The following is a 21,026-nucleotide window of genomic DNA, read 5'->3' on the forward strand; positions in this document are numbered from 1 at the left end:
CCATGGGGATCTCTGGCCGTATTGCGGCGCTGTTCCAGCGCAACGCGCTCACCCCGCTCCTCGCCCTGGTGCTGATGCTGCTGGGCGTCTTTGCCACCCTCGTCACCCCCAAGGAAGAAGAGCCCCAGATCGATGTGACCATGGCCGACGTGATGGTGGCCTTTCCCGGCGCCTCGGCCAAGGACGTGGAGGCGCTGGTCGCCCGCCCGGCCGAGCAGGTGCTGTCGCGCATCGCCGGGATGGACCACGTGTATTCGGTGTCGCGCCCGGGCATGGCGATCATCACCGTGCAGTTCAAGGTGGGTGTGAAGAACCAGGACGCCATCGTGCGCCTGTACGACACCATCCACAGCCACCGGGACTGGATCTCCCCCGAGCTGGGCGTGGCGGAGCCGGTCGTCAAGCCCAAGGGCATCGACGACGTGCCCATCGTCGCGCTCACCCTGTGGACGCGTGATCCGGCCCGTTCAGCCTTCGACCTGCAGCAGGTGGGCCGCGCGGTGGAGGTGGAGCTCAAGCGCGTCAAGGGCACGCGGGACGTGAGCACCATCGGTGGCCCGGACCACGTGCTGCGGGTGTTGATGGACCCGGGCCGGATGAACGCCTATGGCCTCACGCCGCAAGACCTGAAAGGTGCGCTGCTGCTGGCCAACGCGTCCCAGCCCAGCGGCAAACTGATCGACCAGAACCAGGAAGTGCTGGTGCAGACCGGCACCTATATCGAGAGCGCCGACGACGTGCGCCGGCTGGTGGTGGGCGTCTCTGGCGGCAAGCCGGTGACGATGGCCGACGTGGCCACGGTGGTGGATGGAGCGGATCAGCCGTCGCGCTACGTGTGGCACGCCCTCGGCAAGGGCGCGGGGGATGCTGCCGCCAGCGGCGAACGCTTCCCGGCCGTGACGCTGTCGATCTCCAAGAAGCCCGGCGAGAACGCCGCCGACGTGGCCGACGGCCTGATCCGTCGGATCGAGCAGCTCAAGGGCAGCATCGTGCCCGACGGCGTCGAGGTGACGGTGACCCGCAACTACGGCGCCACTGCAACCGAGAAGGCCGACAAGCTGATCGGCAAGCTGGTTTTTGCCACCTCGGCGGTGGTGCTGCTGGTGTTTTTTGCGCTGGGCAGGCGCGAGGCGGTGATCGTCGGTGCGGCGGTCACGCTCACCCTGGCGGCCACGCTGTTTGCCTCGTGGGCGTGGGGCTTCACCCTCAACCGGGTGTCGCTGTTTGCGCTGATCTTCTCCATCGGCATCCTGGTGGACGACGCCATCGTGGTGGTGGAAAACATCCACCGCTGGCACACGCTCGAGCCGGCCACGCCCCTGTGGCAGCTGATCCCGAAGGCGGTGGACGAAGTCGGCGGGCCGACCATCCTCGCCACCTTCACGGTGATCGCGGCGCTGCTCCCGATGGCTTTTGTGTCAGGCCTGATGGGGCCGTACATGAGCCCGATCCCGATCAACTCGTCGATGGGCATGTTCATCTCCCTGGCGGTGGCCTTCATCGTCACGCCGTGGCTGGCGGGCAAGCTGATGGCTGGCGGCGGGCATGGCGCGATGGCGGTCGACCACGGGCCGGACAAGCTCACCCAGCGCCTGGAGGCCCTGTTCCGCCGCATCATGACCCCGCTGCTCGACCCCAAAACCGGCGGCCGGGCACGGATGAAATTGTGGCTGGGCGTGGTGCTGGCGATTGCCCTGTCGGTGTCGCTGGCGGTGGTGCAGCTGGTGGTGCTCAAGATGCTGCCCTTCGACAACAAGAGCGAGTTCCAGGTGGTGCTCGACATGCCGGTGGGCACGCCTGTCGAGACGACCACCGAGGTGCTGCGGGAGATCGGCGACGAGCTGGCGAAGGTCGATGAAGTGACCGACTTCCAGACCTACGCCGGGACCGCTGCGCCGATCAACTTCAACGGGCTGGTGCGCCAGTATTACCTGCGCGCCCTGCCCGAGATGGGGGACATCCAGGTCAATCTGGTGGACAAGCACAAGCGCAGCCGCAAGAGCCACGAGATCGCGGTGTCGGTGCGCGACGTGGTGGCCTCCATCGCCCTCAGGCACGGCGGCAACGCCAAGGTCGTCGAGGTGCCCCCCGGCCCGCCGGTGCTCTCGCCCATCGTGGCCGAGGTGTACGGCCCGGACTACGCCGGCCAGGTGGCGGTGGCGGGCACCCTGCGCAAGGCTTTTGAATCGACGCCGGACATCGTGGGCGTGGACGACACCGTGGACGAGGCTGCGCCCAAGCTGGTGCTGCGGGTCAATCAGGCCAAGGCGGCGCGCCTCGGCGTGGCTCAGGCCGACATCGTCGAGGTAGTGCGCCTTGGTCTTGGTGGCGAGAACGTCACCCCGGTGCATGGCGGCGACAACAAGTACGAGCTGCCGGTGCGCCTCACTCTGCCGCCGGAGCGGTTGTCGTCGGTGGAGCAGATCCTCCAGATGAAGGTCCGCGCGCGTGCGCCGGAGGCCGGCGGCGCGCTGGTGCCGGTGTCGGAGCTGGTGCAGGTGCAGCCCACCCGCCGCGAGCAGGTGATCTACCACAAGGATCTGCTGCCGGTGGTTTACGTGACCGGCGACATGGGCGGCAAGCTGGATTCGCCCCTCTACGGCATGTTCGACATCCGCAGCAAGGTGAAGGACCTGCCGCTGGTGGGCGAGGGGCTGGCGGGCGTGCTGGGCGAGTGGTTCATCCACCAGCCCGACGACCCCTACGCCGCCTACGCCATCAAGTGGGACGGCGAATGGCAGATCACCTACGAGACCTTCCGTGACATGGGCGCCGCCTACGCCGTGGGCTTGGTGCTGATCTACGTGTTGGTGGTGGCGCAGTTCAGGAGCTATCTGGTGCCGCTCATCATCATGGCGCCGATCCCGCTCACCATCATCGGCGTGATGCCGGGCCACGCGCTGCTCGGCAGCCAGTTCACCGCCACCAGCATGATCGGGATGATCGCGCTGGCGGGGATCATCGTGCGCAACTCGATCCTGCTGGTGGATTTCATCGACCAGCAGGTGGCAGCCGGCACAAGCTTCGCAGAGGCCACCATCCACGCCGCCGCGGTGCGCGCCAAGCCCATCGGGCTCACTGGCCTCGCGGCGATGATCGGCGCGCTGTTCATCCTCGACGACCCGATCTTCAACGGGCTGGCGATCAGCCTGGTGTTTGGCGTGCTGGTGTCCACCCTGCTGACCCTGGTGGTCATTCCCGTCCTGTATTACGCGGCCACCCACAAGCGGCGCGCCGCAACCGAAGGAGAAGTCTCATGAAGCTCACCGTCAACCAGTTCGTGCGCATCTTTGCCGGCGCTTTCGTGCTGATCTCGCTGGCCCTCGGCGTGGAGGGAAGCCCGCTTTTCGTGAACAGCAAGTTCCTGTGGTTCACCGCCTTCGTGGGGGTCAATCTGTTCCAGAGCGGCTTCACGCGCTTCTGTCCGCTCGAGAACATCCTGCGTAAGTTTGGCGTGAAGGACAGCACTGGCTGCGCCTGATCCAGCCCCTATGACAAAGCTTGAGGCGAGCCCTCAAGCTTTATGGCGCGGGGCCGTTCACCTCGGGCAATGAGCCCGCGACACCCTCCTTTCTCGAGATTTGACCGGGCCCTCCGCTCACAGGGTTCATCGCCTTTGCTGGAGGGCCGCTGGTTCGTTGCGGCCTTCGCGCTGGGGATGCTCATCACTGCGCTGGTGTGGGCCCATCTGCGCGACCACGAGCGCGATCTCGAAAAGGCCCATCATGCGGCGGCGGCCGACCGGCTGGTGCATCAGCTCAACGAACGCCTGGGCAAGGTGGATTTCATCCTGCGCGGGGTCGCCGGCCTGTTCTCGGCCCAGAATCTCGTCGAGAAGCGCGAATTCGAAACCTACGTAGCCGGCCTCAAGCCCACCGAGACCCTGCCCGAGGTCGTGGCGATCGGGCTGGTACGGCGCGTGGATGCCGCCCGGGTGCCGGCGGTCGAGGCGCTGCTGTCGGCGGCCTACGAGCGGGAGATCCGCATTACGCCGCCGCCCGACGCTGCCCGCGCCGGGGTGACCTATCCGGTGGTTTATGTGTGGCCGCTCGATGCCCAGACCACGCGGGCCATTGGTTACGACGGCTATTCCGAGCCGCTGCGCCGCCAGGCCATCGACGACGCGCTGCGTCTTGACGGCATGGCGATGACCGAGCCGATCGCCATGCGCGCGCTGGGGGATGCCCAGCGCGGTGCCGCCGTGATGCTCTATCGGGTTGCCCGCTCGGCTGACGACCTGAGTCCGAGCGAGGCCCAGGATGGTCTGGTTGGCCTCGGGATCGATGTGAACCGGATGTTCGACGGGCTCGCCGAGTCGGCCATCGCCGGCTATCGGGTGCGCGTCGACGACGTGTCCAGCAGTGATCCGGCGCTGCTCTACAACACAATTGGCGACGCCACCGCATCCCTGGCCGAAGTCCGCACCGCCAGCTTTGGCGGGCGGGTGTGGCGCCTGTCCCTGGCGGCGCCGCCGCCGGCCGAGCTGATTGCAGTCTCGTCCCTGGTGGCGCTGGGCGGGGTGGCCGGCAGCGGCCTGCTGGCGTTTCTCCTGGCCAGCCTGTCGGGGCAGCAGAAGCGTGCCCGCGAGCTGGCCGATCTGATGACTTCCGAATACCGGGCCAGCCAGATGCGTTTCGAGCTGGCGGTTTCCGCCACCGAGGAAGGCATCTGGGAATGGCAGGCCGGGCAGACGCGGCTGTTCCTGTCACCCCGCTGCGACACCCTGCTCGGCTATCCGAAAGGGGGCCTGCCGCGCACCGTCCGTGGTCTGCTGCGCCATCTGGCGCGGCCGATCCGGCGGGAGTTCCTGATCTCGTTGCGGGGTCACCTGTCCGGCAAGGGCGCCCTCGACAGCGTGTTGCCGGTGACCCGGATTGACGGCAGCGTGGGCTGGTTCCACGTGGCCGGCAAGACCGAGTTCCGTGCCGGCGGTCGGCCGGAGCGCACCGCCGGCGCCATCGCCGACGTGACCGGGCTGCGCCGCGCCCAGCAGGAAGTGATCGATTCCCACGCCCGGCTCGACGCGCTGTACCGCCACGCCTCCCTCGGCATGGCCATGGTGGACGGCAAGGGGCGCTATCTGCAGGCCAACTCGGAATTCTGCCGGATCGTCGGCTACAGTGAAGATGAGCTGTGCTGCGACCAGCCGCCGCTGCTCACCCCCGCCGAATACGCGGCGCGGGATGCCCGGGCGGTGGTGGATGCCTGCCTCGGTGCCCGGGGCAAGGCCTATGAGAAGGAGCTCCTCCACAGCAGCGGGAAGCGGGTGCCGGTGATGGTGATGACGACCGTCGTGGGCGGCAGCGATGGCTCCCACCGCTGGATCGTCGTCGAGGATGTGACCGAACGGAAGCGGGAGCAGCGGGCCGTGCAGGAGGCCAATGCCACCAACGAATCGCTGATCGCCGCCATGCCTGACATGCTTTTTCAGCTCGATGGCGACATGCGCATCGTGCGCTACCACGCCGACAAGCCGGACCTGACGGTGCCGCCGGAAGCCTTCATGGGCAAGCGGCTCGATGAAGTGCTGTCGGCCCGCACGGCCCGGGCCTTCTTCAATGCGGTGCATGCCGCGGGGCGCAGCGGCCAGCTGCAGCGGCTGGAGTATTCGTCCCGGCGCGGCGCAGATCGCCTGCGCCACTTCGAGGCCCGCCTGCGCATGGTGCCCACCGGGGGCGCGCTGGTGGTCATCCGCGACATGACCGACCAGAAGGAAACCGAGCTGGCCCTGCGGGAGAGCGAGGCGCGCTGGCAGTTCGCCCTCGACGGCGCCGGCGACGGGGTGTGGGACTGGAACATCGCCGAGAACCGGGTGTTCCGCTCCGACCGCTGCAAGACCATGCTCGGCTACGCGGTGGACGAGCTGCCCGATGACCACGCCAGCTGGGCTGCGCTGGTCCATCCGGAAGACCTGCCCGCCTTGCTGGAGGCCCGGCGCATTCATCTCAAGGGCGAATCGCCGATGCTCGCCATGGAGGTCCGGACGCGCGCCAGATCGGGGCGCTACAAGTGGGTGCTGGTGCGGGGCCTGGTGGTCGAGCGGGATGCCGACGGCCGCGCGCTGCGCATGATCGGCACCCATTCCGACATCGACGACGCCAAGTCGCGCGAGGCCCAGATCCTAGACCACAACCTCAATCTGGCGACGCTGGTGGATGAGCGCACCAAGGACCTGCAGGCCGCCAAGGATGCCGCCGAAGCCGCCAACGAGGCCAAGTCGGCCTTCCTTGCCAACATGTCCCACGAGCTGCGCACCCCGATGCACGGCATCCTCGGCTACGCCAAGCTGGGCGAGACCCGGGTGGCCAGCGCCGGGCACGAGAAGCTGCGCAACTACTTCGGCCGCATCCGCCTCTCCGGCGAGCGGATGCTGTTGCTGGTGAACGATCTGCTCGATCTCTCCAAGCTGGAAGCCGGGCAGATGGTGCTCAACCTGGAAACCGGCGCCTTGTCCGAGGTGGTGTCGGAGGTGATCGCCGAGTTCGATCTGCTGGTCCAGGCCCGGCGGCAGTCCATCGAGCTGTCGGTGGATGAGGCGCTGCCCCCGTGCCGCTGTGATCGGGCCCGGATTGGCCAGGTGGTCCGTAACCTGCTTTCAAATGCGGTGAAGTTCACGCCGGAGGGGCGGACGATCCGCGTCCGGCTCGGGACGGGCCTGCTGCCCGATGCCCGGCCGGCGCTTGTCCTGGGCGTGTCCGACGAGGGCGTGGGGATTCCGGTCAGCGAACTGGAGCTGGTCTTCGACAAATTTGTACAAAGCTCGCGCACCCGGACGGGCGCGGGCGGAACGGGACTCGGCCTGGCGATCTGTCACGAGATCGTCGAGGCCCACCACGGGCGTATCACGGCCCGGAACAATGCCGTCTGCGGAGCGGAGTTCATCGTCGAGTTGCCGGCCCTGGGCCGGACCGAAGAGATGGCGCCCGCCCTTGCGGCACAGGGAGAAGCTTGATGAGCATGGCAAAGATACTGGTCGTGGATGACGAGCCGTTCAACCTCGACATCGTGGCTGAATACCTGGATGGGATGGATTTCGAGCTGGTGATGGTCGAGTCCGGCGAGGCCGCGTGGGCCGAGCTGGAACAGCCCGATTCCACCTTCGATCTGGTCCTGCTCGACCGCATGATGCCGGGCATGGACGGCATCCAGGTGCTCACCCGCATGAAGGCCGACCAGCGCCTGCACTCGATCCCGGTGATCATGCAGACGGCGGCCACCTCGCCCGAGCAGATCCGCGAAGGCCTGGCCGCCGGCGCCTTCTACTACCTCACCAAGCCCTTCGAGGGCGAGGCCCTGCAGACCATCATCCGCTCGGCCCTCGACGACATGCGGACCCGCCGGGAGTTGAGCGCCAACCTGGCCGATCACGCGGTGGCGCTGGGTTTCCTGGGCGAGGGCGAGTTCGTCATCCGCACCCTCGACGAAGCCCACAAGCTCGCCTCCTTCGTGGCCCTTCTTGGCCCGCAGCCGGAAACCCTGGCGATGGGCCTGTCCGAGCTGCTGGTCAATGGCATCGAGCACGGCAACCTGGGCATCGACTTTGCCGAGAAGAGCCGGCTGCGCGAGGCCGACCGCTGGGAAGACGAAGTGGATCGACGGCTCGCGCTGCCCGAGAACCAGAAGCGGGTGGTGCGGCTGCGCGTCCTGCGCGATGAGGACCGCTGGGTTTTCGAGATATCCGACGACGGCCCGGGCTTCGACTGGCGGCGCTTCCTCGATTTCGACCCGGAGCGGGCCTTCGCGCCCAATGGCCGGGGCATCGCCCTGTCGCGTCAGCTGTCGTTCTCGAGCCTGACCTACATTCCGCCCGGCAACGTGGTCATCGTGACCGTGCCGCGGGTGCACCGCGACAAGGCGGCCAGCCAGTAATGGCCCCGACGAACCGGAATCCGGCATGCCGCGAGGCGTGCCCCCGATCGAACTTCCAGGCGGCGGCGAGCGTCCGCTGCCTGCCAACGGTAGAGTGCTGCTGATGGCTGAAAATCCACTCCGGGTGCTCGTCGCAGACGATATTGCATCCAACCGAACCATCGTGGGGGCTTTCCTCGCCCACCTGAACTGCACGCCGATCTACGCCACCGACGGCGTCGAGGCAGTCGAGCTGTTCCGCATGGAATCCCCCGATGTGGTCCTGATGGACCTGATGATGCCGCGCATGGATGGCTTCGAGGCCATCAAGCAGATCCGCGCGATGGTCGACGACCACTGGGTGCCGATCATCATCCTGTCGGCCCTGTCGGGCGAGGGCGACATCGTGCATGGCCTGGAGATCGGTGCCGACGACTATCTGGCCAAGCCCTTGTCGTTCCCGGTGTTTGCCGCCCGCTTCAAGGCCCTGCGCCGGCTGCTCGACATGCAGCGCCGGCTCGCCGGATCGCTGGAGCAGGTGCGCGCGGTGGCCAACGGCGTGATCGACGGGATCATCTCGGCGGACGAGAAGGGCACGATCCTCTCCGTCAATCGTTCTGCCACCCAGATCTTCGGCTATACCGCCAACGAGCTGGTCGGCCAGAACCTGCGGATGCTGATGCCCAACCCCCACCGGGACAAGCACGACGAATACCTTGGCCGCTACCTGAGCACCGGCGAGAAGCACGTGGTCGGCCAGATCCGCGAGCTCTCGGGCGTGCGCAAGGACGGCACCGAGTTTCCGCTGGAGCTGGGTGTCTCCGACATCACCCTGCCCAACCGCCGGATGTTCATCGGCGTGGTGCGCGATGTCTCCGAGATGCGCCGAATCCAGCGCCAGCTGGCCGAGGACGCGGCGCGGCTGCAGCGCTACCACGACGAATCCGAGCGCGAGCAGGAGCTCGCCATGGCGATCATGGAGCGCCAGGTGCGCAGCGACTGGCTGCGCGACGGCGCCGTGCAGTACGCGGTGATGCCCGCGCGCAACTTCTCCGGCGACGTGGTGGCCGTGGCCCGCTCGCCCCAGGGGGCGCTCTACGCCATGCTGGCCGACGCCACCGGTCACGGCCTGGCGGCGGCGGTGAGCGTGCTGCCGGCCCTCGGCGCCTTCTACCGGGGCGCCGCGGCCAACCAGTCACTCACCGAGCTGGTGACCGAACTCAACGGCCTGCTGTGCGGCCTGCTGCCCAAGGGGCGTTTCGTTGCCGCATCGCTGGTGCGCCTCGAGGCCGGCACCCACAAGGGCCAGATCTGGGTGGGCGGCGTGCCCGACGTGCTGCGCATCGACGACGGCGGCAAGGTGGTGCAGCGCTTCAGCTCCCGCCAGCTGCCGCTGGGCATCCTCCCTTCGGAAGAAGCGGGGATCAGCCACGAGGGGTTCGTCTGGAGCGAGGTGTCGCAGATCGTGCTGTGTTCCGACGGCCTCACCGAGGCGGAGAACACCAGCGGCGAAGCCTTCGGGATGCGTGGCCTGGAGGCGACGCTGCAGGGCTCGCCGCGCAGTGGTCGGGTCAGCCGGTTGCGTCAGGCGCTCACCCGTCACCTGGGGCGCCAGGCCGCCGGCGACGACGTCTCGGTGCTGATCCTCGACTGCGCCGTGTAAGCCCCAGCCGTCGGGCGGCGTGGCGCAGGGCCAAAGCTGGCGTGCTTTTTGCTGAGGTAAATCGGTACTCTTTAAGGTCCGAATTCCCATGCTACGAGTGCTGGTTGTCGATTCCTCCCGCGAGCGCGCCGCCGACGTCTGTTCGGCCATCGCGCTGGCCGGTCATCAGGTGGCGGCCGTGCTTTCCAGTGCCCTGGAGCTGTCCGACCAGGTGCTGAACACCAAGCCCGACGTGATCTTCATCCAGGCTGATTCCCCCAGCCGGGACACCCTGGAACACCTCGCGATCATGAACCGGGACTGCCCGCGCCCGGTGCTGCTGTTCTCCCAGGACGCCGATTCCGAGATGATCCGCCGTGCCGTGAAGGCCGGCGTGTCGTCGTATGTCGTTGATTCCGTGTCACCTGCGCGCCTGGACGCGGTGGTCGAGGTGGCCATCGCCCAGTTCGAAGCCTTCCAGCACATGCGCGCCGAGCGCGACGACGCCACCCGCAAGCTCTCCGAACGGATCACCATCGACCGGGCCAAGGGCGTGCTCATGAAGGCCCGCGGCCTCGACGAGAACGCGGCCTATCACGCCCTGCGCAAACTGGCGATGGAGCGGGGGCGCAAGCTGGCCGACGTGGCCCAGGACGTGATCGACATGTCGAACCTGTTGCTGTGAAGTAATCCGAAAGTGGTAGTTGCCTCGCGGTTGGGGGCTTGATTCGGGGCGGAGGCGCGGTGGCGGCTCCGCCCCGAATCCCTTTGGAGCGCCCGCCCCACCCAATGGCCTGCCGTGCTGCGCGGCTGGATGATCCGGCGTGGTGCGAAATCGGCGGGTGTTGCACTGCAACAGTGCATCAAAAAGCGGTGATTGAACTACCCAAAAGGGGGTATGTGTACGCCCAAAATAATCTTTTTTATACAAATCAATGAATTAAAAATACTGGCACGGTCCTCGCTAAATGTTGGTTGTCGGACCAACGGCGGCCCGACTTGATCAGGCGATCTCACTTGGACAAGGGCGTCCATCCCCTCGCGGGCTATTGCGGGGAGATGTGGCGCCCGTTTTTTTTGAATTTTCGATATCACGATCAGGGGCGAGCGATGAGCAAGCAATTCGACGACAAGTTTCTTTCCCGCCGCGGCTTTCTCAAGGCTGGGGCTGGCCTCGGAGGTATGGCGGCAATGGGCACGATGATTCCTGGGGGTGGTGTGTGGGCTGCCGGTTCGGACAAGCCGGAACTCGAAGAGGTGAAGATCGGCTTCATCCCGCTGACTGACTGTTCGTCGGTAGTGATGGCCTCGGTGATGGGCTTCGACAAGAAGTACGGCATCAAGATCACCCCCAGCAAGGAAGCCTCCTGGGCTGGCGTGCGCGACAAGCTCGCCAACGGCGAGCTCCACGCCGCCCACGTGCTGTACGGCCTCGTGTATGGCCTGCACCTGGGCATCGGTGGCCCGAAGAAGGACATGGCCGTGCTCATGACCATCAACAACAACGGTCAGGCCATCACCCTCTCCAACGGCCTCAAGGACAAGGGCGCAGTGGATGGCGCCAGCCTCGCCAAGGTGGTCGCGAAGAAGGAGAAGGAATACACCTTCGCCCAGACCTTCCCCACCGGCACCCACGCCATGTGGCTGTACTATTGGCTGGCCGCCCACGACATCGACCCGTTCAGGGACGTGAAGAACATCGTCGTGCCGCCCCCGCAGATGGTCGCCAACATGCGCGTCGGCAATATGGACGGCTACTGCGTGGGCGAGCCGTGGAACCAGCGCGCCATCGTCGACAAGATCGGCTTTACGGCCGTGACCACCCAGGACATCTGGACCGACCACCCCGAGAAGGTGCTGGGCTCCACCGCCGAGTTCGCGGCCAAGTACCCCAACACCGCCCGGGCGATGATCTGCGCGATCCTCGAAGCCTCCAAGTGGATCGACGCCAGCGCCGCCAACCGCGCCAAGACCGCCGAGACGGTGGCCGCCAAGAGCTATGTGAACACCGACGTGGATGTGATCCGCAGCCGGATGATCGGCCAGTACGAAAACGGCCTGGGCAAGAGCTGGTCCGAAAAGAACTACATGAAGTTCTACAACGACGGCCAGGTGAACTACCCCTACCTGTCGGATGGCATGTGGTTCCTCACCCAGCACAAGCGCTGGGGCCTGCTCAAGCAGGACGTGGATTACCTGGCCGTGGCCAAGGCCATCAACAAGACCGATCTCTACAAGCAGGCCGCCAGCATCGTCGGCGCGCCGGTGCCCAAGTCGGACTTCCGCACCTCCAAGCTCATCGACGGCGTGGTGTGGGACGGCAAGGACCCGAAGAAGTACGCCGCCAGCTTCAAGATCAAGGCCTGACCGGCGGGCGGGCCGGCACCACCGGCCCGCCACCCCAAACCCCGATTCAATCCCGCACGCAACCCGACAGGCTCACCCGCCGTCACGAAGATCACGGAGATCACCATGACCACTGCATCGCTAACGTCCGGCCTCGTTGCCGTCCGGCCCGAAGCCGAGTCTGCCCCGGTCGTCCGGGGTGAAGTCACCAAGACAGAGGATTCCAAGATGGGCGCCACGACCCACACTGACAAAGCCGCCGCCGCGCCCGCCAAGGCAGACGATTCCGTCTCCTTCGACACCCACCTGGGCAACTTCGTCCGCAAGGTCATCCCGCCGCTGCTCGGCTTCGCGCTGGTGATCGGCGTGTGGGCGCTGGTGGCGATGAAATCCGCCGACTTCCCCGGCCCCGGCAAAACCTGGGACGCCGCCGTCGTGCTGTTCTCCGACCCCTTCTACAGCAACGGCCCCAACGACCAGGGCATCGGCTGGAACATCCTGTCGTCCCTCAAGCGCGTCGCCATCGGCTTTGGCGTGGCCGCGCTGGTGGGCATCCCGCTGGGCTTCATCATCGGCCGCTTTGCCTTCATGAACAGCATGCTCGAGCCGATCATCAGCATCCTGCGCCCGGTCTCGCCGCTGGCTTGGCTGCCCATCGGCCTGATGGTCTTCAAGGCCGCCGATCCGGCCTCCACCTGGACGATCTTCATCTGCTCCATCTGGCCGATGATCCTCAACACCGCCCAGGGCGTGCAGCGCGTGCCGCAGGATTACCTCAACGTCGCGCGGGTGCTCAACCTCTCCGAGTTCAAGATCATCACCAAGATCCTGTTCCCCTCGGTGCTGCCCTACATGCTCACCGGCATCCGCCTGTCCATCGGCACCGCCTGGCTGGTGATCGTTGCGGCCGAAATGCTCACCGGCGGCGTCGGCATCGGCTTCTGGGTGTGGGACGAATGGAACAACCTCAAGGTCGAGCACATCATCATCGCCATCTTCGTGATCGGCATCGTCGGCCTGCTGCTCGAACAGCTCCTGCTGCTGATCGCCCGCCGCTTCAGCTACGGCGCCAACTGATACTGCCCCGAGGAGAATGCAAATGAACGCCATCGTCAAAGTCGAAAACGTCGGCATGAGCTTCGACACCAAGAAAGGCCGCTTCATCGCCCTGCAGAACGTCAATCTGCAGATCAAAAAGGGCGAAGTCGTCTCGCTCATCGGCCACTCGGGCTGCGGCAAATCCACGCTGCTCAACCTCATCGCCGGCCTCACCCTGCCCACCTCGGGGGTGATGCTGTGCAACGGCCGCGAGATCGCCGGCCCCGGGCCTGAGCGCGCGGTGGTCTTCCAGAACCACTCGCTCCTGCCCTGGCTCAACTGCTTCGAGAACGTCTATCTCGCCGTCGAGCGCGTGTTCGGCACCAAGGAAGGCAAGGAAAAGCTCAAGGCCCGCACCAACGAAGCCCTCGAGATGGTGCACATGAGCCACGCCGCCCAGAAGCTGCCCCACGAAATCTCCGGCGGCATGAAGCAGCGCATCGGCATCGCCCGCGCCTTTGCCATGGAGCCCCAGATCCTGCTGATGGACGAACCCTTCGGCGCCCTCGACGCGCTCACCCGCGCCTCGCTGCAGGACGAACTCATCGGCGTGATGGAAAAGACCGGCGCCACCGTGGTGATGGTCACCCACGACGTGGATGAAGCCGTGCTGCTCTCCGACCGCGTGGTGATGATGACCAACGGTCCCGCCGCCACCATCGGCGAGATCCTCGAAGTGAAGCTCCCCAAACCCCGCGACCGCCTCGCCCTGGCCCACGACGCCCACTTCGTCGAATGCCGCGCGGCGATCCTGGAGTTCTTGTATCAGAAGCAGATGAAGAAGGCTGCGTGAGGCAAGCGGCGGGGCTTTGGCCTGCCGCCTGCTACGCAATACAGCACAACGCCGGCCTGAGTGGCCGGCGTTGTTGCGTTCACGCGCCGGGCATGACGGCGATGGTGCATGGGAGGTGTCGGGTTACGCTGCGCTAACCCGACCTACTTGGACTTGGGGTTATTTCTGCTTCCCGGCCTCGAAAGACCCTGAAAGGATAGGCGACCATTTTCGTCTCGACTTTGGAGTCTTTCTCATGGCTTTCTGGTGAGTTGCAATTTCCCTCTCCAACTCGGCTCGTGCTGATTCAACGCGAACGCTCCGAAGCTTTTCCTTCAGTGCCTTAACAGTCGCCCTTAGTTTTTCCAGTTGGGTCCGTTTCTGAACATCCTGTTTGGCAAGTCTGTCCCTTTGCTTCTTGGCGTAGACGGCCGCTTGATACTCAAGAGGAACATCCTCCAGTCGCTTCGGGTAGGCGGAAAATACAACAGTTCCTTTAGCGGTTACAGTCTTTCCGAGCGCCGATTTACGTGATTTCAGGTTTGCGCGAGTGCTCATGGAAAGCCCCAACGTTTCTCATACGTAGGTCGGGTTAGCGCAGCGTAACCCGACAACCCGCGATCGGCCCTACTCACGCCCAACACCCTCAAAACACATCGAATCACGCCCCCAATCCGGCGCATAAACCCCGTCCTTCACATAGCGGCCGAAGCTGGAGTACGGCCACGCTGCGGGTGATCGGGCCAATCCATGCTTGACCGGGTTGTAATGGATGTAATCCACATGGCGGGCAAAGTCGGCTTCATCGCGGATCTGATGTTCCCAATATCGATGTTGCCACACGGCCTGTTCGCCCTTCTTCAAGCGCGCCGCATCGGGTGTGCGCCGGCAATCATCCGGGCAATGCTTGGTGAACGCGCTTTTGATCAGACGCCAGCGGGTCGAGAAGTCGGCATCGTCCGGCGGCAAGGTCCAGATGCAGTGAAGATGATCCGGCATGACCACGATGGCGTCGATCTCGAACGGACGCGATTGGCGAACGGAGCGAAAGGCATTGCGCAGCACGTCGACGGCTTCAGTCGAGGCCAAGATTGGCCTGCGGCGATCCGTTACAAGAGTGAAGAAGAAGGTGCCACCAGGGACGATGGCGCGTCGATAGTGCATGGAAGGTGTCGGGTTACGCTGCGCTAACCCGACCTACTTGGACTGTCTGTCCGATCCGTCGCGTGCGTGCAGGAGTCTGGAAGGGAACGCAGGAAAGAAAAACCGGCCTGGCGGCCGGTCATTGGAAAACGGTGCTTGACGGGGAAGTCCTTAGAAGGGTTAGGCCTCAGCTCCACAACTCATGGACGCGGTTATTTGCGAGCAGCCAAGCTCGACGAAACGTATGCCGAAATGACCCAAGCATCGGGGCGATGGTGGGAAGAATCACGTCTGGAGGCGTGATGATTCGCCCAGCCGTGTAGCACAGCAGTTCGACAGGATGTGGCGTTTCGTAGCTCTTGCGTAGCTTCCCGCGAACAATACGGAACGACGGATCAGCAGTTCGAATGTACTGGACGCCGCCATCATCGGGGGCCGGGTCGGAGAAAGCCTTCGCGAGGTTTGGATCGCACAACTCGACCAGTTCGAACGCGACTTTGCCCTCTTCGCCGAGTTGACACAGTAGATCAGGTTCGGGAGGAACGCGCTTCTCGACGGTGCTGAGATCGAAAGGGAGGCCGGAGAACCGTACGAAGTCCTCAAACACCGCCAGTTCGACCTGGGATTTCTGATGCTCGTTAGACATGGCGCGGTACCTGGTTCTGAGGCCTAACGTTCGAGCTAAGCTGCTCGCGGAGGGAAGGCTTGTAGCCCGGTTGGCGACGATGATACGACTGGCGCCTGCCGGGCTTACAAGCCTTCCCTCCGCGAGTCAGCTTGAGCGAGTTGTTAGGCCTCGCTATATGGGACTGCATCGGCCTGCTTTGATTGAGGGGGTGTCATTGCCTTCTTCGCCAACTGTGCCAATAGCATCATTGCCATCCGTGACGTACCCGAATAGGTAGGTGGATAAGTATCGCCCATTCTTTCGGTTAAAGCGAAAGTCGCCGAACAGCCCGTGGCAAAATATCAAGCCTGCTTCATTGAAGCCGCCTTTGCATCCGAAGCTAGGAAGAGTGGATCCGATCGTCTTGACAACCCATACTGCCCCACGTTTCATCTCGTCGGAATTCGCTTTCGATAGAATCAACGTCTCGTCCACTCGAAATATGCTTGAGCTCCAGTGCTTTGTCGCCCTGTCGTAGGCGATGCCCGCTGCGCTATCGGCAACGCAAACGTAACTATTTTCTGCAAATGCAAGGTTGCAAGCACAGGCGAGAGCAACTTGGGCGATGACTTTGCGCATGGTCGTGTTTGCGTGGCCTAACGTTTTAGGTAAGGGGCGGCCCGCTTGCGGGACGTCCCAGCGGCCGAAGGCCGCGCCTTGACCGGAATGTTAGGTGTCATTGGCCGCACTCCGGGTTAAACACGACAAAGTGAGGAGAGCCCATGAAGAACCGATCTTTGTCGGAAAGGTGCTCATGCTCCCACGACGCGCCACGAGTTTCTATCCCATTTGCACAGTTTTCGAGGAATTTCGCAATGCGCCGTAGTTCTTCTGGTGTGGCAACGAGCGTTATTTCGGCCAACTCAGCAGGCACGATCTCTTCAATTTCTAGGCCTTCGTCAGCGTAACCGTGAATTTTCACCGTGACCCCTAACGCCTGAGTTAAGCCGGCCCGCCCGATGCGGCTCCGGTCGGTCCGAGACCGCGAAGCGGGCTCGGCTTGAACGAATTGTTAGCTAGCAGCTCTTTAAACGGTCGAATACACCATTGCAACCGCTCCGATCACGATGGTTGCGAGTGAAGCGGAAAAAATCCATTCGGCGGCAGTCAGTAGCCTTGCTGATCTTGATGTGCCTTGTTGCTTTTGGGCGAGGTAGCCCAGGACAACCACGAAAAGAAAGCCGAGTGACGAGAACAGGAAAAGATCGTCAGCGATCATCTCTACATGGTCGATCGAAGCCTTTGAAACAAGAATTGCCACGAGCGCGAGACCGATGCTGGCAAGGGTTCCGCTGATAGAAACAAGAGTGTCGATAGACTGATCAGTGTGGGCCACAACAATCTTCCATTGCTAGCTAACGCTTTGAATTCAGCGGCCGCCGAAGGCGGTCCGCTGGAATGAATTGTTAGCTGGTATTGCGAGGGTGTCACTGGTTTTGTATTGCTTGGACAAACACAATCTTGTTTCCTGCAGGGTCGACTGCTTCAAAAGTTTTAATGAAACCATAGTCACTAATTTCACTAACTGATACATTGGCCGCTGCGCAAGTAGCGCGCTGAACATCAATGCTATTTACACCAATAACAACTGAAGTTTGCCCAGCAGGCCCGGGATCAAGCGAAATCTGAATCCAAGCGTTTTCTGCGAGTAGCCATTCGGCGACACCTTCCGTGGGCTCGCAATCGGGTTTGCGACCGATCCATTTCTGGTACCAAGCGACAGCAGCAGGAAAATCTTTGACTGGCAGGACGCCGACTACATTTTCGAAGTTTGATTCAGACATGGAGCTATATTCCTTTAAATTGCTATTGCAACAGAAGTGCCTCACCCAGCTAACGTGAGGTATGCGACAAATGTCGCGTCCAGCAGGGTAGACGACTGTCGTCTTCCCTGCCGATTTTTTCTAACCGGTTGTTTTCAATAACGCAGCACCGGATCAATTACGTCAGCCTGACGCCTATCATCCCGCCACTCGCTGCGCTCTATGCCGTACCAATCTACCGCGCACCGCTTCAGCTCGCAAGCATGGCGTCGGCCTGCTGCTGGCATGGGTGGGATCGGGTGACATTCGGCACCGGCGCCGGTGTGAATGACCACGCGAAAGGAACACAGCCCGGCAGCCCCACAGCACTCCCGGGCCGTACCTCAACCCATCACCCCTTCTCAGCAGCCTTTGCGCTGCGCTTGGGCCGGCTGCGTTCCGATTTCTTCTTCATCCCCAGCGCGGCGATCTGGTCGGAGTCGGGGCCGAAGAGGACGACGGCTTCGTCTTTTACGCCCATCGCGATCTTGTGGACGGCGTTGCGGTCGGTGAGGAGGGCGCTGCGGGCGGCGGCGAGGGCGTTCTCGGCGAGGATGACGGCGGTTTCCGATTTGTCGAGTTGCTCGAGCGCGACCGTGGCGGATTCCAGGCTGTAGGCGGGGTTGTGCGGGGTGTAACCGTCGATGCCCGAGAGGGCGCGGATCAGTTCGATGTCGTTCTTGAGTTGCAGCGATGAGATGCGGGGTGTTGCGCCGGTAGTCATATGTCCTCCTGAGGTGATGGTTTGCCGGATGGTGTTATAAAAATGTCATGATATCCAAAACAATCCCATCAGGGAATGCTGTATGAGTTTGTTGCCGGCGGGCAAGGGTTGTGCGGGGGTGGATGAAGCCGATGCGCGGTGCGGGTGAAGGGTGGGCAGGGCGGCGGGATGTATTCGCAATGCGTGCGTGAAGGTGTTGCCGCATTACGGGAGGTGTTTCGAGGGGGTAGGTCGGGTTAGCGGAGCGTAACCCGACATTTCGCGGCGGGATTCGGGGCATGCGCCGTGCGCGGTTCGACCGTATCAAATGCGGTTTTGATGCCTCCCGAGCGGGTTGGGCGGGGGCGTTGTCGGGTTACGCTGCGCTAACCCGACCTACCTTCTGCGCGGGGTGAGATTGCTTCTCGCAGGGCTGAGAGAAGCAATCTCAGGGGTGAGAGAAGCAATCTCAGGGGTGAGAGAAGCAATCTCAGAGGTGAGAGAAGCAATCTCAGGGCTGAGAGAAGCAATCTCGGGGCTGCGAGAAGCAATCTCGGGGCTGAGAGAAGCAATCTCGGGGCTGAGAGAAGCAATATCAGGGGTGAGATAAACAATCTCGGGGGTGAAAGAAGCATTCGCAGGGCTGCGTGAAGGATTCGCAGCCTTGCGAGAAGGATTCACCGCCCTGGGGGAAGGATTGCAGCCTGGTTGTAGGTCGGACTTCAGTCCGACACACGGTCTGCGCCCCCGTTGTCGGACTGAAGTCCGACCTACAGGGGGATGGGGTGGCTTATTTGAGGGGGAAGCCGCGGGCGTTGAGGGCTTCGACGAGGCGGTCGCGGCCGGTGAGGGCGGCGGCGTCGCGGATGCGCTTGGCGGAGTGGTTGGACCACGTGCCGCGGACCTTCATGCCCTGGCTGGCGTAGAAGGCGGCCATCGCGCCGTCGTATTCGGCAAGGCCCGCGGCCTGGGCGGGGAGGGAGTAGGTCTCGTGGTGCAGCACCACGGACTGCGGCGGGCGCGGTTTGACGGCTGCGGGCTGGGCGGGGTCGGGCGTGCCGACGCACAGGCCGAACACCGCGACCACGCGGGGCGGGAGCTGCAGCTCGGCGGCGACGTTTTCGGGCTGGTTGCGGATGCCGCCGATGTAGACGGTGCCAAGGCCGAGGGATTCGGCGGCGGCGACGGCGTTCTGGGCGGCGAGCGAGGCGTCGATGAAGCCGACTTGCAGCATCTCCAGGTAATCCAGCGCGGCGTGGGCTTCGCCAGCGGTGGTGGCGACCTGTTCGAGGCGCGCGAGATCGGCCAGCCAGACGAGGAAGAGCGGGGCCTGGCGGATGTGGGGCTGGTCGCCGGCCATCATGGAGAGGCGCGCCTTGCGCTCGGGGTCGCGCACCGCGACGACGCTCCAGGCGTGCAGGTTGGAGGAGCTGGCGGCGGACTGGGCGGCGGCCACGATGGCGGCGAGCTGGTCATCCGAGACCGGATCGGGCAGGTAGGCGCGCACCGAGCGGTGGGCCAGCAGGTGGTCGATGATCGGCGAGCCGGCGGCGGGCACGGCCACTTCGGGCGAGCCGTAGCGGGCCTGGTAGAGGGCCTGTTGGGTGGGGGTGGGGGCGTTCATGGCGTTCCTGACGTGTGACCCGGCAGGGGCGGGGCGCCGCCTGCCGTCAAGGCCGTGATTTTAGCGCCAGGAACGCCGGGGGAATCAGCCCGCGCGGGTGCGGCGGCTGCGGGCGGGGGGCGCCACTTCGGTCTTCTCGGCGGGCTCTGCGTCGCCGGCGAGGGCTTCGGACACCTGACGCACCTGCTCCTCGACCAGATCGGTGCCCTGGGCGGCGGCATCGGCGAGGCCGTTGAAGCCGGATTCGGCCTGACGCAGGGCTTCGCGGGCGTGGTCGATCAGGGCTTCGCCGGTGGCGTCGGCGGAGAGGGCCGCGCGGTCCATCTGACGCTGCAGCACGGTGTCGAATACCGCCACCTGATCCTTGGCCATCTGCAGCAGGGCCTGCTGGGCGTCGCCGATGATCGCGAAGCATTCGCTCACCAGCCCGGCGGATTCGCTGCGCCATTCGGCGAGGCGTTCGAGGGGCAGGGTGTCGAAGCTGAAGCTGCGCGCTTCGGCGAGCTCTTCGAGGTGGTCGCGGCCTTCGTCCAGGGCCAGGCGTCCGGCGCGCAGGGCGAGCTCGGACAGCCGCTCGGTGGCCTCGACCCAGGCGCGGGAGGCGGCGTGCAGGTTGTCGATGGTGTGGATGCGGGTGTGCTGGATGTCGCTGGGCGAGAGGTACATGGCTGTCTCCGGATGGGTGGGAGGGACGGCCAGATTAGGCCGGCTCCGTTGCAGCCGGATGACATCGCCGGGCGCCGCGTTCAGGGCGTGAGGCGCTCCATCATGCGCACCAGATCGGGGATGGAGGCGGCCCCCATCTTGCGCATCACGTTGTGGCGATGGACCTTGACGGTCATCTCGGTGACGCCGAGCTCGGCCGCGGCCTGCTTGTTGAGCGCGCCCTTGATGACGTAGGCGATCACCTCCTTCTCGCGGGCGGTGAGGGACGCGTATTTGCGGCGGATCTCGTCCACCTCGCCGTGCTCCTTGCGGGCGGCGCGGGCGCGGGTGAGCGCAGTGTCGATGGCGCCAAGCAGGTCTTCGTCGCGGAAGGGCTTGGGCAGGAACTCGGCCGCGCCTTCCTTCATCGCCCGCACTGCCATCGGGATGTCGCCGTGGGCGGTGATGAAGATGATGGGGATGGCGTCGCCGGCGCGGGCGAGGGTCTGCTGGAGCGCGGTGCCGGTCATCCCGGGCATGCGCACGTCGAGGACCAGGCAGGCCACGCCGGGCTCCCGCGGGGAGCATCGAGGAAATCCGCCGCCGACGGGTAGGTGCGCACCGCCAGCCCCACCGAACGCAGCAGGCTGCTGAGGGCTTCGCGCACCGAGAGGTCGTCATCGACGACGTGGACGAGGTCGGACTGGGTCATGGAAATGCGGTTTGGCATCGCTTG

At 64.5% G+C, this 21,026-nt stretch carries 21 protein-coding genes; 9 read left to right on the forward strand and 12 right to left on the reverse strand.

All coding sequences use genetic code 11. The features are described from left to right. Positions 1 to 2 precede the first annotated feature (2 nt). The 9 genes from GH681_RS03245 to GH681_RS03285 all read left to right on the forward strand — a co-directional run bounded on the left by GH681_RS03245 (position 3) and on the right by GH681_RS03285 (position 13,727). Complete coding sequence (locus GH681_RS03245; RefSeq protein WP_153160023.1) at positions 3 to 3,260, forward strand: efflux RND transporter permease subunit; 3,258 nt, start codon at positions 3 to 5, stop codon at positions 3,258 to 3,260. Then, positions 3,257 to 3,481: a DUF2892 domain-containing protein gene (locus GH681_RS03250; protein ID WP_153160024.1), complete on the forward strand. Its 225-nt coding sequence runs from the start codon at positions 3,257 to 3,259 to the stop codon at positions 3,479 to 3,481. Before GH681_RS03245 ends, GH681_RS03250 begins: the two co-directional genes overlap by 4 nt. A 135-nt stretch (positions 3,482 to 3,616) precedes the next feature. Beyond that, positions 3,617 to 6,952, forward strand: a complete 3,336-nt coding sequence (locus GH681_RS03255) for a PAS domain S-box protein (protein WP_194271125.1) — start codon at positions 3,617 to 3,619, stop codon at positions 6,950 to 6,952. Positions 6,953 to 6,957: 5 nt separating this feature from the next. Beyond that, on the forward strand, positions 6,958 to 7,869 hold the full coding sequence (locus tag GH681_RS03260; protein ID WP_153160026.1) for a response regulator: 912 nt from the start codon (positions 6,958 to 6,960) through the stop codon (positions 7,867 to 7,869). A gap of 103 nt (positions 7,870 to 7,972) precedes the next feature. Then, positions 7,973 to 9,511, forward strand: a complete 1,539-nt coding sequence (locus tag GH681_RS03265; RefSeq protein WP_194271126.1) for a SpoIIE family protein phosphatase — start codon at positions 7,973 to 7,975, stop codon at positions 9,509 to 9,511. Between the two features lie 88 nt (positions 9,512 to 9,599). After that, a complete protein-coding gene (locus GH681_RS03270) occupies positions 9,600 to 10,175 on the forward strand; it encodes an ANTAR domain-containing response regulator (RefSeq protein ID WP_153160028.1) in 576 nt (191 codons plus the stop codon). 425 nt (positions 10,176 to 10,600) lie between these two features. Continuing rightward, entirely contained in the window at positions 10,601 to 11,857 is a 1,257-nt protein-coding gene (locus GH681_RS03275) for a CmpA/NrtA family ABC transporter substrate-binding protein (RefSeq protein ID WP_153160029.1), read from the forward strand. A gap of 105 nt (positions 11,858 to 11,962) precedes the next feature. After that, on the forward strand, positions 11,963 to 12,913 hold the full coding sequence (gene ntrB, locus GH681_RS03280; protein WP_228111763.1) for a nitrate ABC transporter permease: 951 nt from the start codon (positions 11,963 to 11,965) through the stop codon (positions 12,911 to 12,913). A 22-nt stretch (positions 12,914 to 12,935) separates the two neighbouring features. After that, the gene (locus tag GH681_RS03285) at positions 12,936 to 13,727 is read left to right on the forward strand and encodes an ABC transporter ATP-binding protein (protein ID WP_153160030.1); all 792 of its coding nucleotides are present in this window, start codon (positions 12,936 to 12,938) and stop codon (positions 13,725 to 13,727) included. A 159-nt stretch (positions 13,728 to 13,886) separates the two neighbouring features. On the opposite strand, the gene GH681_RS03290 is transcribed toward GH681_RS03285, so the two are convergent. From GH681_RS03290 to GH681_RS23565, 12 genes are all read right to left on the reverse strand, one after another. Then, positions 13,887 to 14,264, reverse strand: a complete 378-nt coding sequence (locus GH681_RS03290; protein ID WP_153160031.1) for a hypothetical protein — start codon at positions 14,262 to 14,264, stop codon at positions 13,887 to 13,889. A 69-nt stretch (positions 14,265 to 14,333) separates the two neighbouring features. Further along, positions 14,334 to 14,870 carry a transposase gene (locus tag GH681_RS03295; protein WP_153160032.1) on the reverse strand — a complete coding sequence of 179 codons (537 nt, stop codon included), beginning with the start codon at positions 14,868 to 14,870 and terminating at the stop codon, positions 14,334 to 14,336. A 166-nt stretch (positions 14,871 to 15,036) separates the two neighbouring features. Next, the gene (locus tag GH681_RS03300) at positions 15,037 to 15,495 is read right to left on the reverse strand and encodes a hypothetical protein (RefSeq protein ID WP_153160033.1); all 459 of its coding nucleotides are present in this window, start codon (positions 15,493 to 15,495) and stop codon (positions 15,037 to 15,039) included. Positions 15,496 to 15,648: 153 nt separating this feature from the next. Continuing rightward, on the reverse strand, positions 15,649 to 16,095 hold the full coding sequence (locus GH681_RS03305; protein WP_153160034.1) for a hypothetical protein: 447 nt from the start codon (positions 16,093 to 16,095) through the stop codon (positions 15,649 to 15,651). 97 nt (positions 16,096 to 16,192) lie between these two features. Further along, positions 16,193 to 16,438, reverse strand: a complete 246-nt coding sequence (locus GH681_RS03310; protein ID WP_153160035.1) for a hypothetical protein — start codon at positions 16,436 to 16,438, stop codon at positions 16,193 to 16,195. Between the two features lie 105 nt (positions 16,439 to 16,543). Beyond that, the gene (locus GH681_RS03315; RefSeq protein ID WP_091818454.1) at positions 16,544 to 16,852 is read right to left on the reverse strand and encodes a hypothetical protein; all 309 of its coding nucleotides are present in this window, start codon (positions 16,850 to 16,852) and stop codon (positions 16,544 to 16,546) included. A 91-nt stretch (positions 16,853 to 16,943) separates the two neighbouring features. Then, positions 16,944 to 17,300 carry a VOC family protein gene (locus GH681_RS03320; RefSeq protein ID WP_153160036.1) on the reverse strand — a complete coding sequence of 119 codons (357 nt, stop codon included), beginning with the start codon at positions 17,298 to 17,300 and terminating at the stop codon, positions 16,944 to 16,946. A gap of 370 nt (positions 17,301 to 17,670) precedes the next feature. Beyond that, a complete protein-coding gene (locus GH681_RS03325; RefSeq protein WP_153160037.1) occupies positions 17,671 to 18,042 on the reverse strand; it encodes a hypothetical protein in 372 nt (123 codons plus the stop codon). Between the two features lie 769 nt (positions 18,043 to 18,811). Continuing rightward, positions 18,812 to 19,645, reverse strand: coding sequence for an NADPH-dependent oxidoreductase (locus tag GH681_RS03330; protein WP_153160038.1), 834 nt, complete (start codon positions 19,643 to 19,645; stop codon positions 18,812 to 18,814). An 84-nt stretch (positions 19,646 to 19,729) separates the two neighbouring features. Continuing rightward, a complete protein-coding gene (locus tag GH681_RS03335) occupies positions 19,730 to 20,311 on the reverse strand; it encodes a hypothetical protein (protein ID WP_153160039.1) in 582 nt (193 codons plus the stop codon). 80 nt (positions 20,312 to 20,391) lie between these two features. Then, positions 20,392 to 20,856 carry a response regulator transcription factor gene (locus GH681_RS03340; RefSeq protein WP_228111764.1) on the reverse strand — a complete coding sequence of 155 codons (465 nt, stop codon included), beginning with the start codon at positions 20,854 to 20,856 and terminating at the stop codon, positions 20,392 to 20,394. Next, positions 20,817 to 21,020, reverse strand: coding sequence for a hypothetical protein (locus GH681_RS23565; RefSeq protein ID WP_228111765.1), 204 nt, complete (start codon positions 21,018 to 21,020; stop codon positions 20,817 to 20,819). The genes GH681_RS03340 and GH681_RS23565 overlap by 40 nt, the downstream gene beginning before the upstream one ends. Positions 21,021 to 21,026: the final 6 nt, after the last annotated feature.

The sequence above is a fragment of the Zoogloea sp. 1C4 genome (assembly GCF_009469605.1).
In the GTDB taxonomy this organism is placed as follows: Bacteria; Pseudomonadota; Gammaproteobacteria; order Burkholderiales; family Rhodocyclaceae; genus Zoogloea; species Zoogloea oryzae.

Bases quoted from the DNA above. Each gene is read 5' to 3' on its own strand.
- GH681_RS03330 (WP_153160038.1), bottom strand. From the start codon at position 19,645: ATGAACGCCCCCACCCCCACCCAACAGGCCCTCTACCAGGCCCGCTAC.
- GH681_RS03250 (WP_153160024.1), top strand. From the start codon at position 3,257: ATGAAGCTCACCGTCAACCAGTTCGTGCGCATCTTTGCCGGCGCTTTC.
- GH681_RS03295 (WP_153160032.1), bottom strand. From the start codon at position 14,870: ATGCACTATCGACGCGCCATCGTCCCTGGTGGCACCTTCTTCTTCACT.
- GH681_RS03275 (WP_153160029.1), top strand. From the start codon at position 10,601: ATGAGCAAGCAATTCGACGACAAGTTTCTTTCCCGCCGCGGCTTTCTC.
- GH681_RS23565 (WP_228111765.1), bottom strand. From the start codon at position 21,020: ATGCCAAACCGCATTTCCATGACCCAGTCCGACCTCGTCCACGTCGTC.
- GH681_RS03325 (WP_153160037.1), bottom strand. From the start codon at position 18,042: ATGACTACCGGCGCAACACCCCGCATCTCATCGCTGCAACTCAAGAAC.
- GH681_RS03290 (WP_153160031.1), bottom strand. From the start codon at position 14,264: ATGAGCACTCGCGCAAACCTGAAATCACGTAAATCGGCGCTCGGAAAG.
- GH681_RS03265 (WP_194271126.1), top strand. From the start codon at position 7,973: ATGGCTGAAAATCCACTCCGGGTGCTCGTCGCAGACGATATTGCATCC.
- GH681_RS03260 (WP_153160026.1), top strand. From the start codon at position 6,958: ATGGCAAAGATACTGGTCGTGGATGACGAGCCGTTCAACCTCGACATC.
- ntrB (WP_228111763.1), top strand. From the start codon at position 11,963: ATGACCACTGCATCGCTAACGTCCGGCCTCGTTGCCGTCCGGCCCGAA.
- GH681_RS03335 (WP_153160039.1), bottom strand. From the start codon at position 20,311: ATGTACCTCTCGCCCAGCGACATCCAGCACACCCGCATCCACACCATC.
- GH681_RS03320 (WP_153160036.1), bottom strand. From the start codon at position 17,300: ATGTCTGAATCAAACTTCGAAAATGTAGTCGGCGTCCTGCCAGTCAAA.
- GH681_RS03285 (WP_153160030.1), top strand. From the start codon at position 12,936: ATGAACGCCATCGTCAAAGTCGAAAACGTCGGCATGAGCTTCGACACC.
- GH681_RS03270 (WP_153160028.1), top strand. From the start codon at position 9,600: ATGCTACGAGTGCTGGTTGTCGATTCCTCCCGCGAGCGCGCCGCCGAC.
- GH681_RS03305 (WP_153160034.1), bottom strand. From the start codon at position 16,095: ATGCGCAAAGTCATCGCCCAAGTTGCTCTCGCCTGTGCTTGCAACCTT.
- GH681_RS03245 (WP_153160023.1), top strand. From the start codon at position 3: ATGGGGATCTCTGGCCGTATTGCGGCGCTGTTCCAGCGCAACGCGCTC.
- GH681_RS03300 (WP_153160033.1), bottom strand. From the start codon at position 15,495: ATGTCTAACGAGCATCAGAAATCCCAGGTCGAACTGGCGGTGTTTGAG.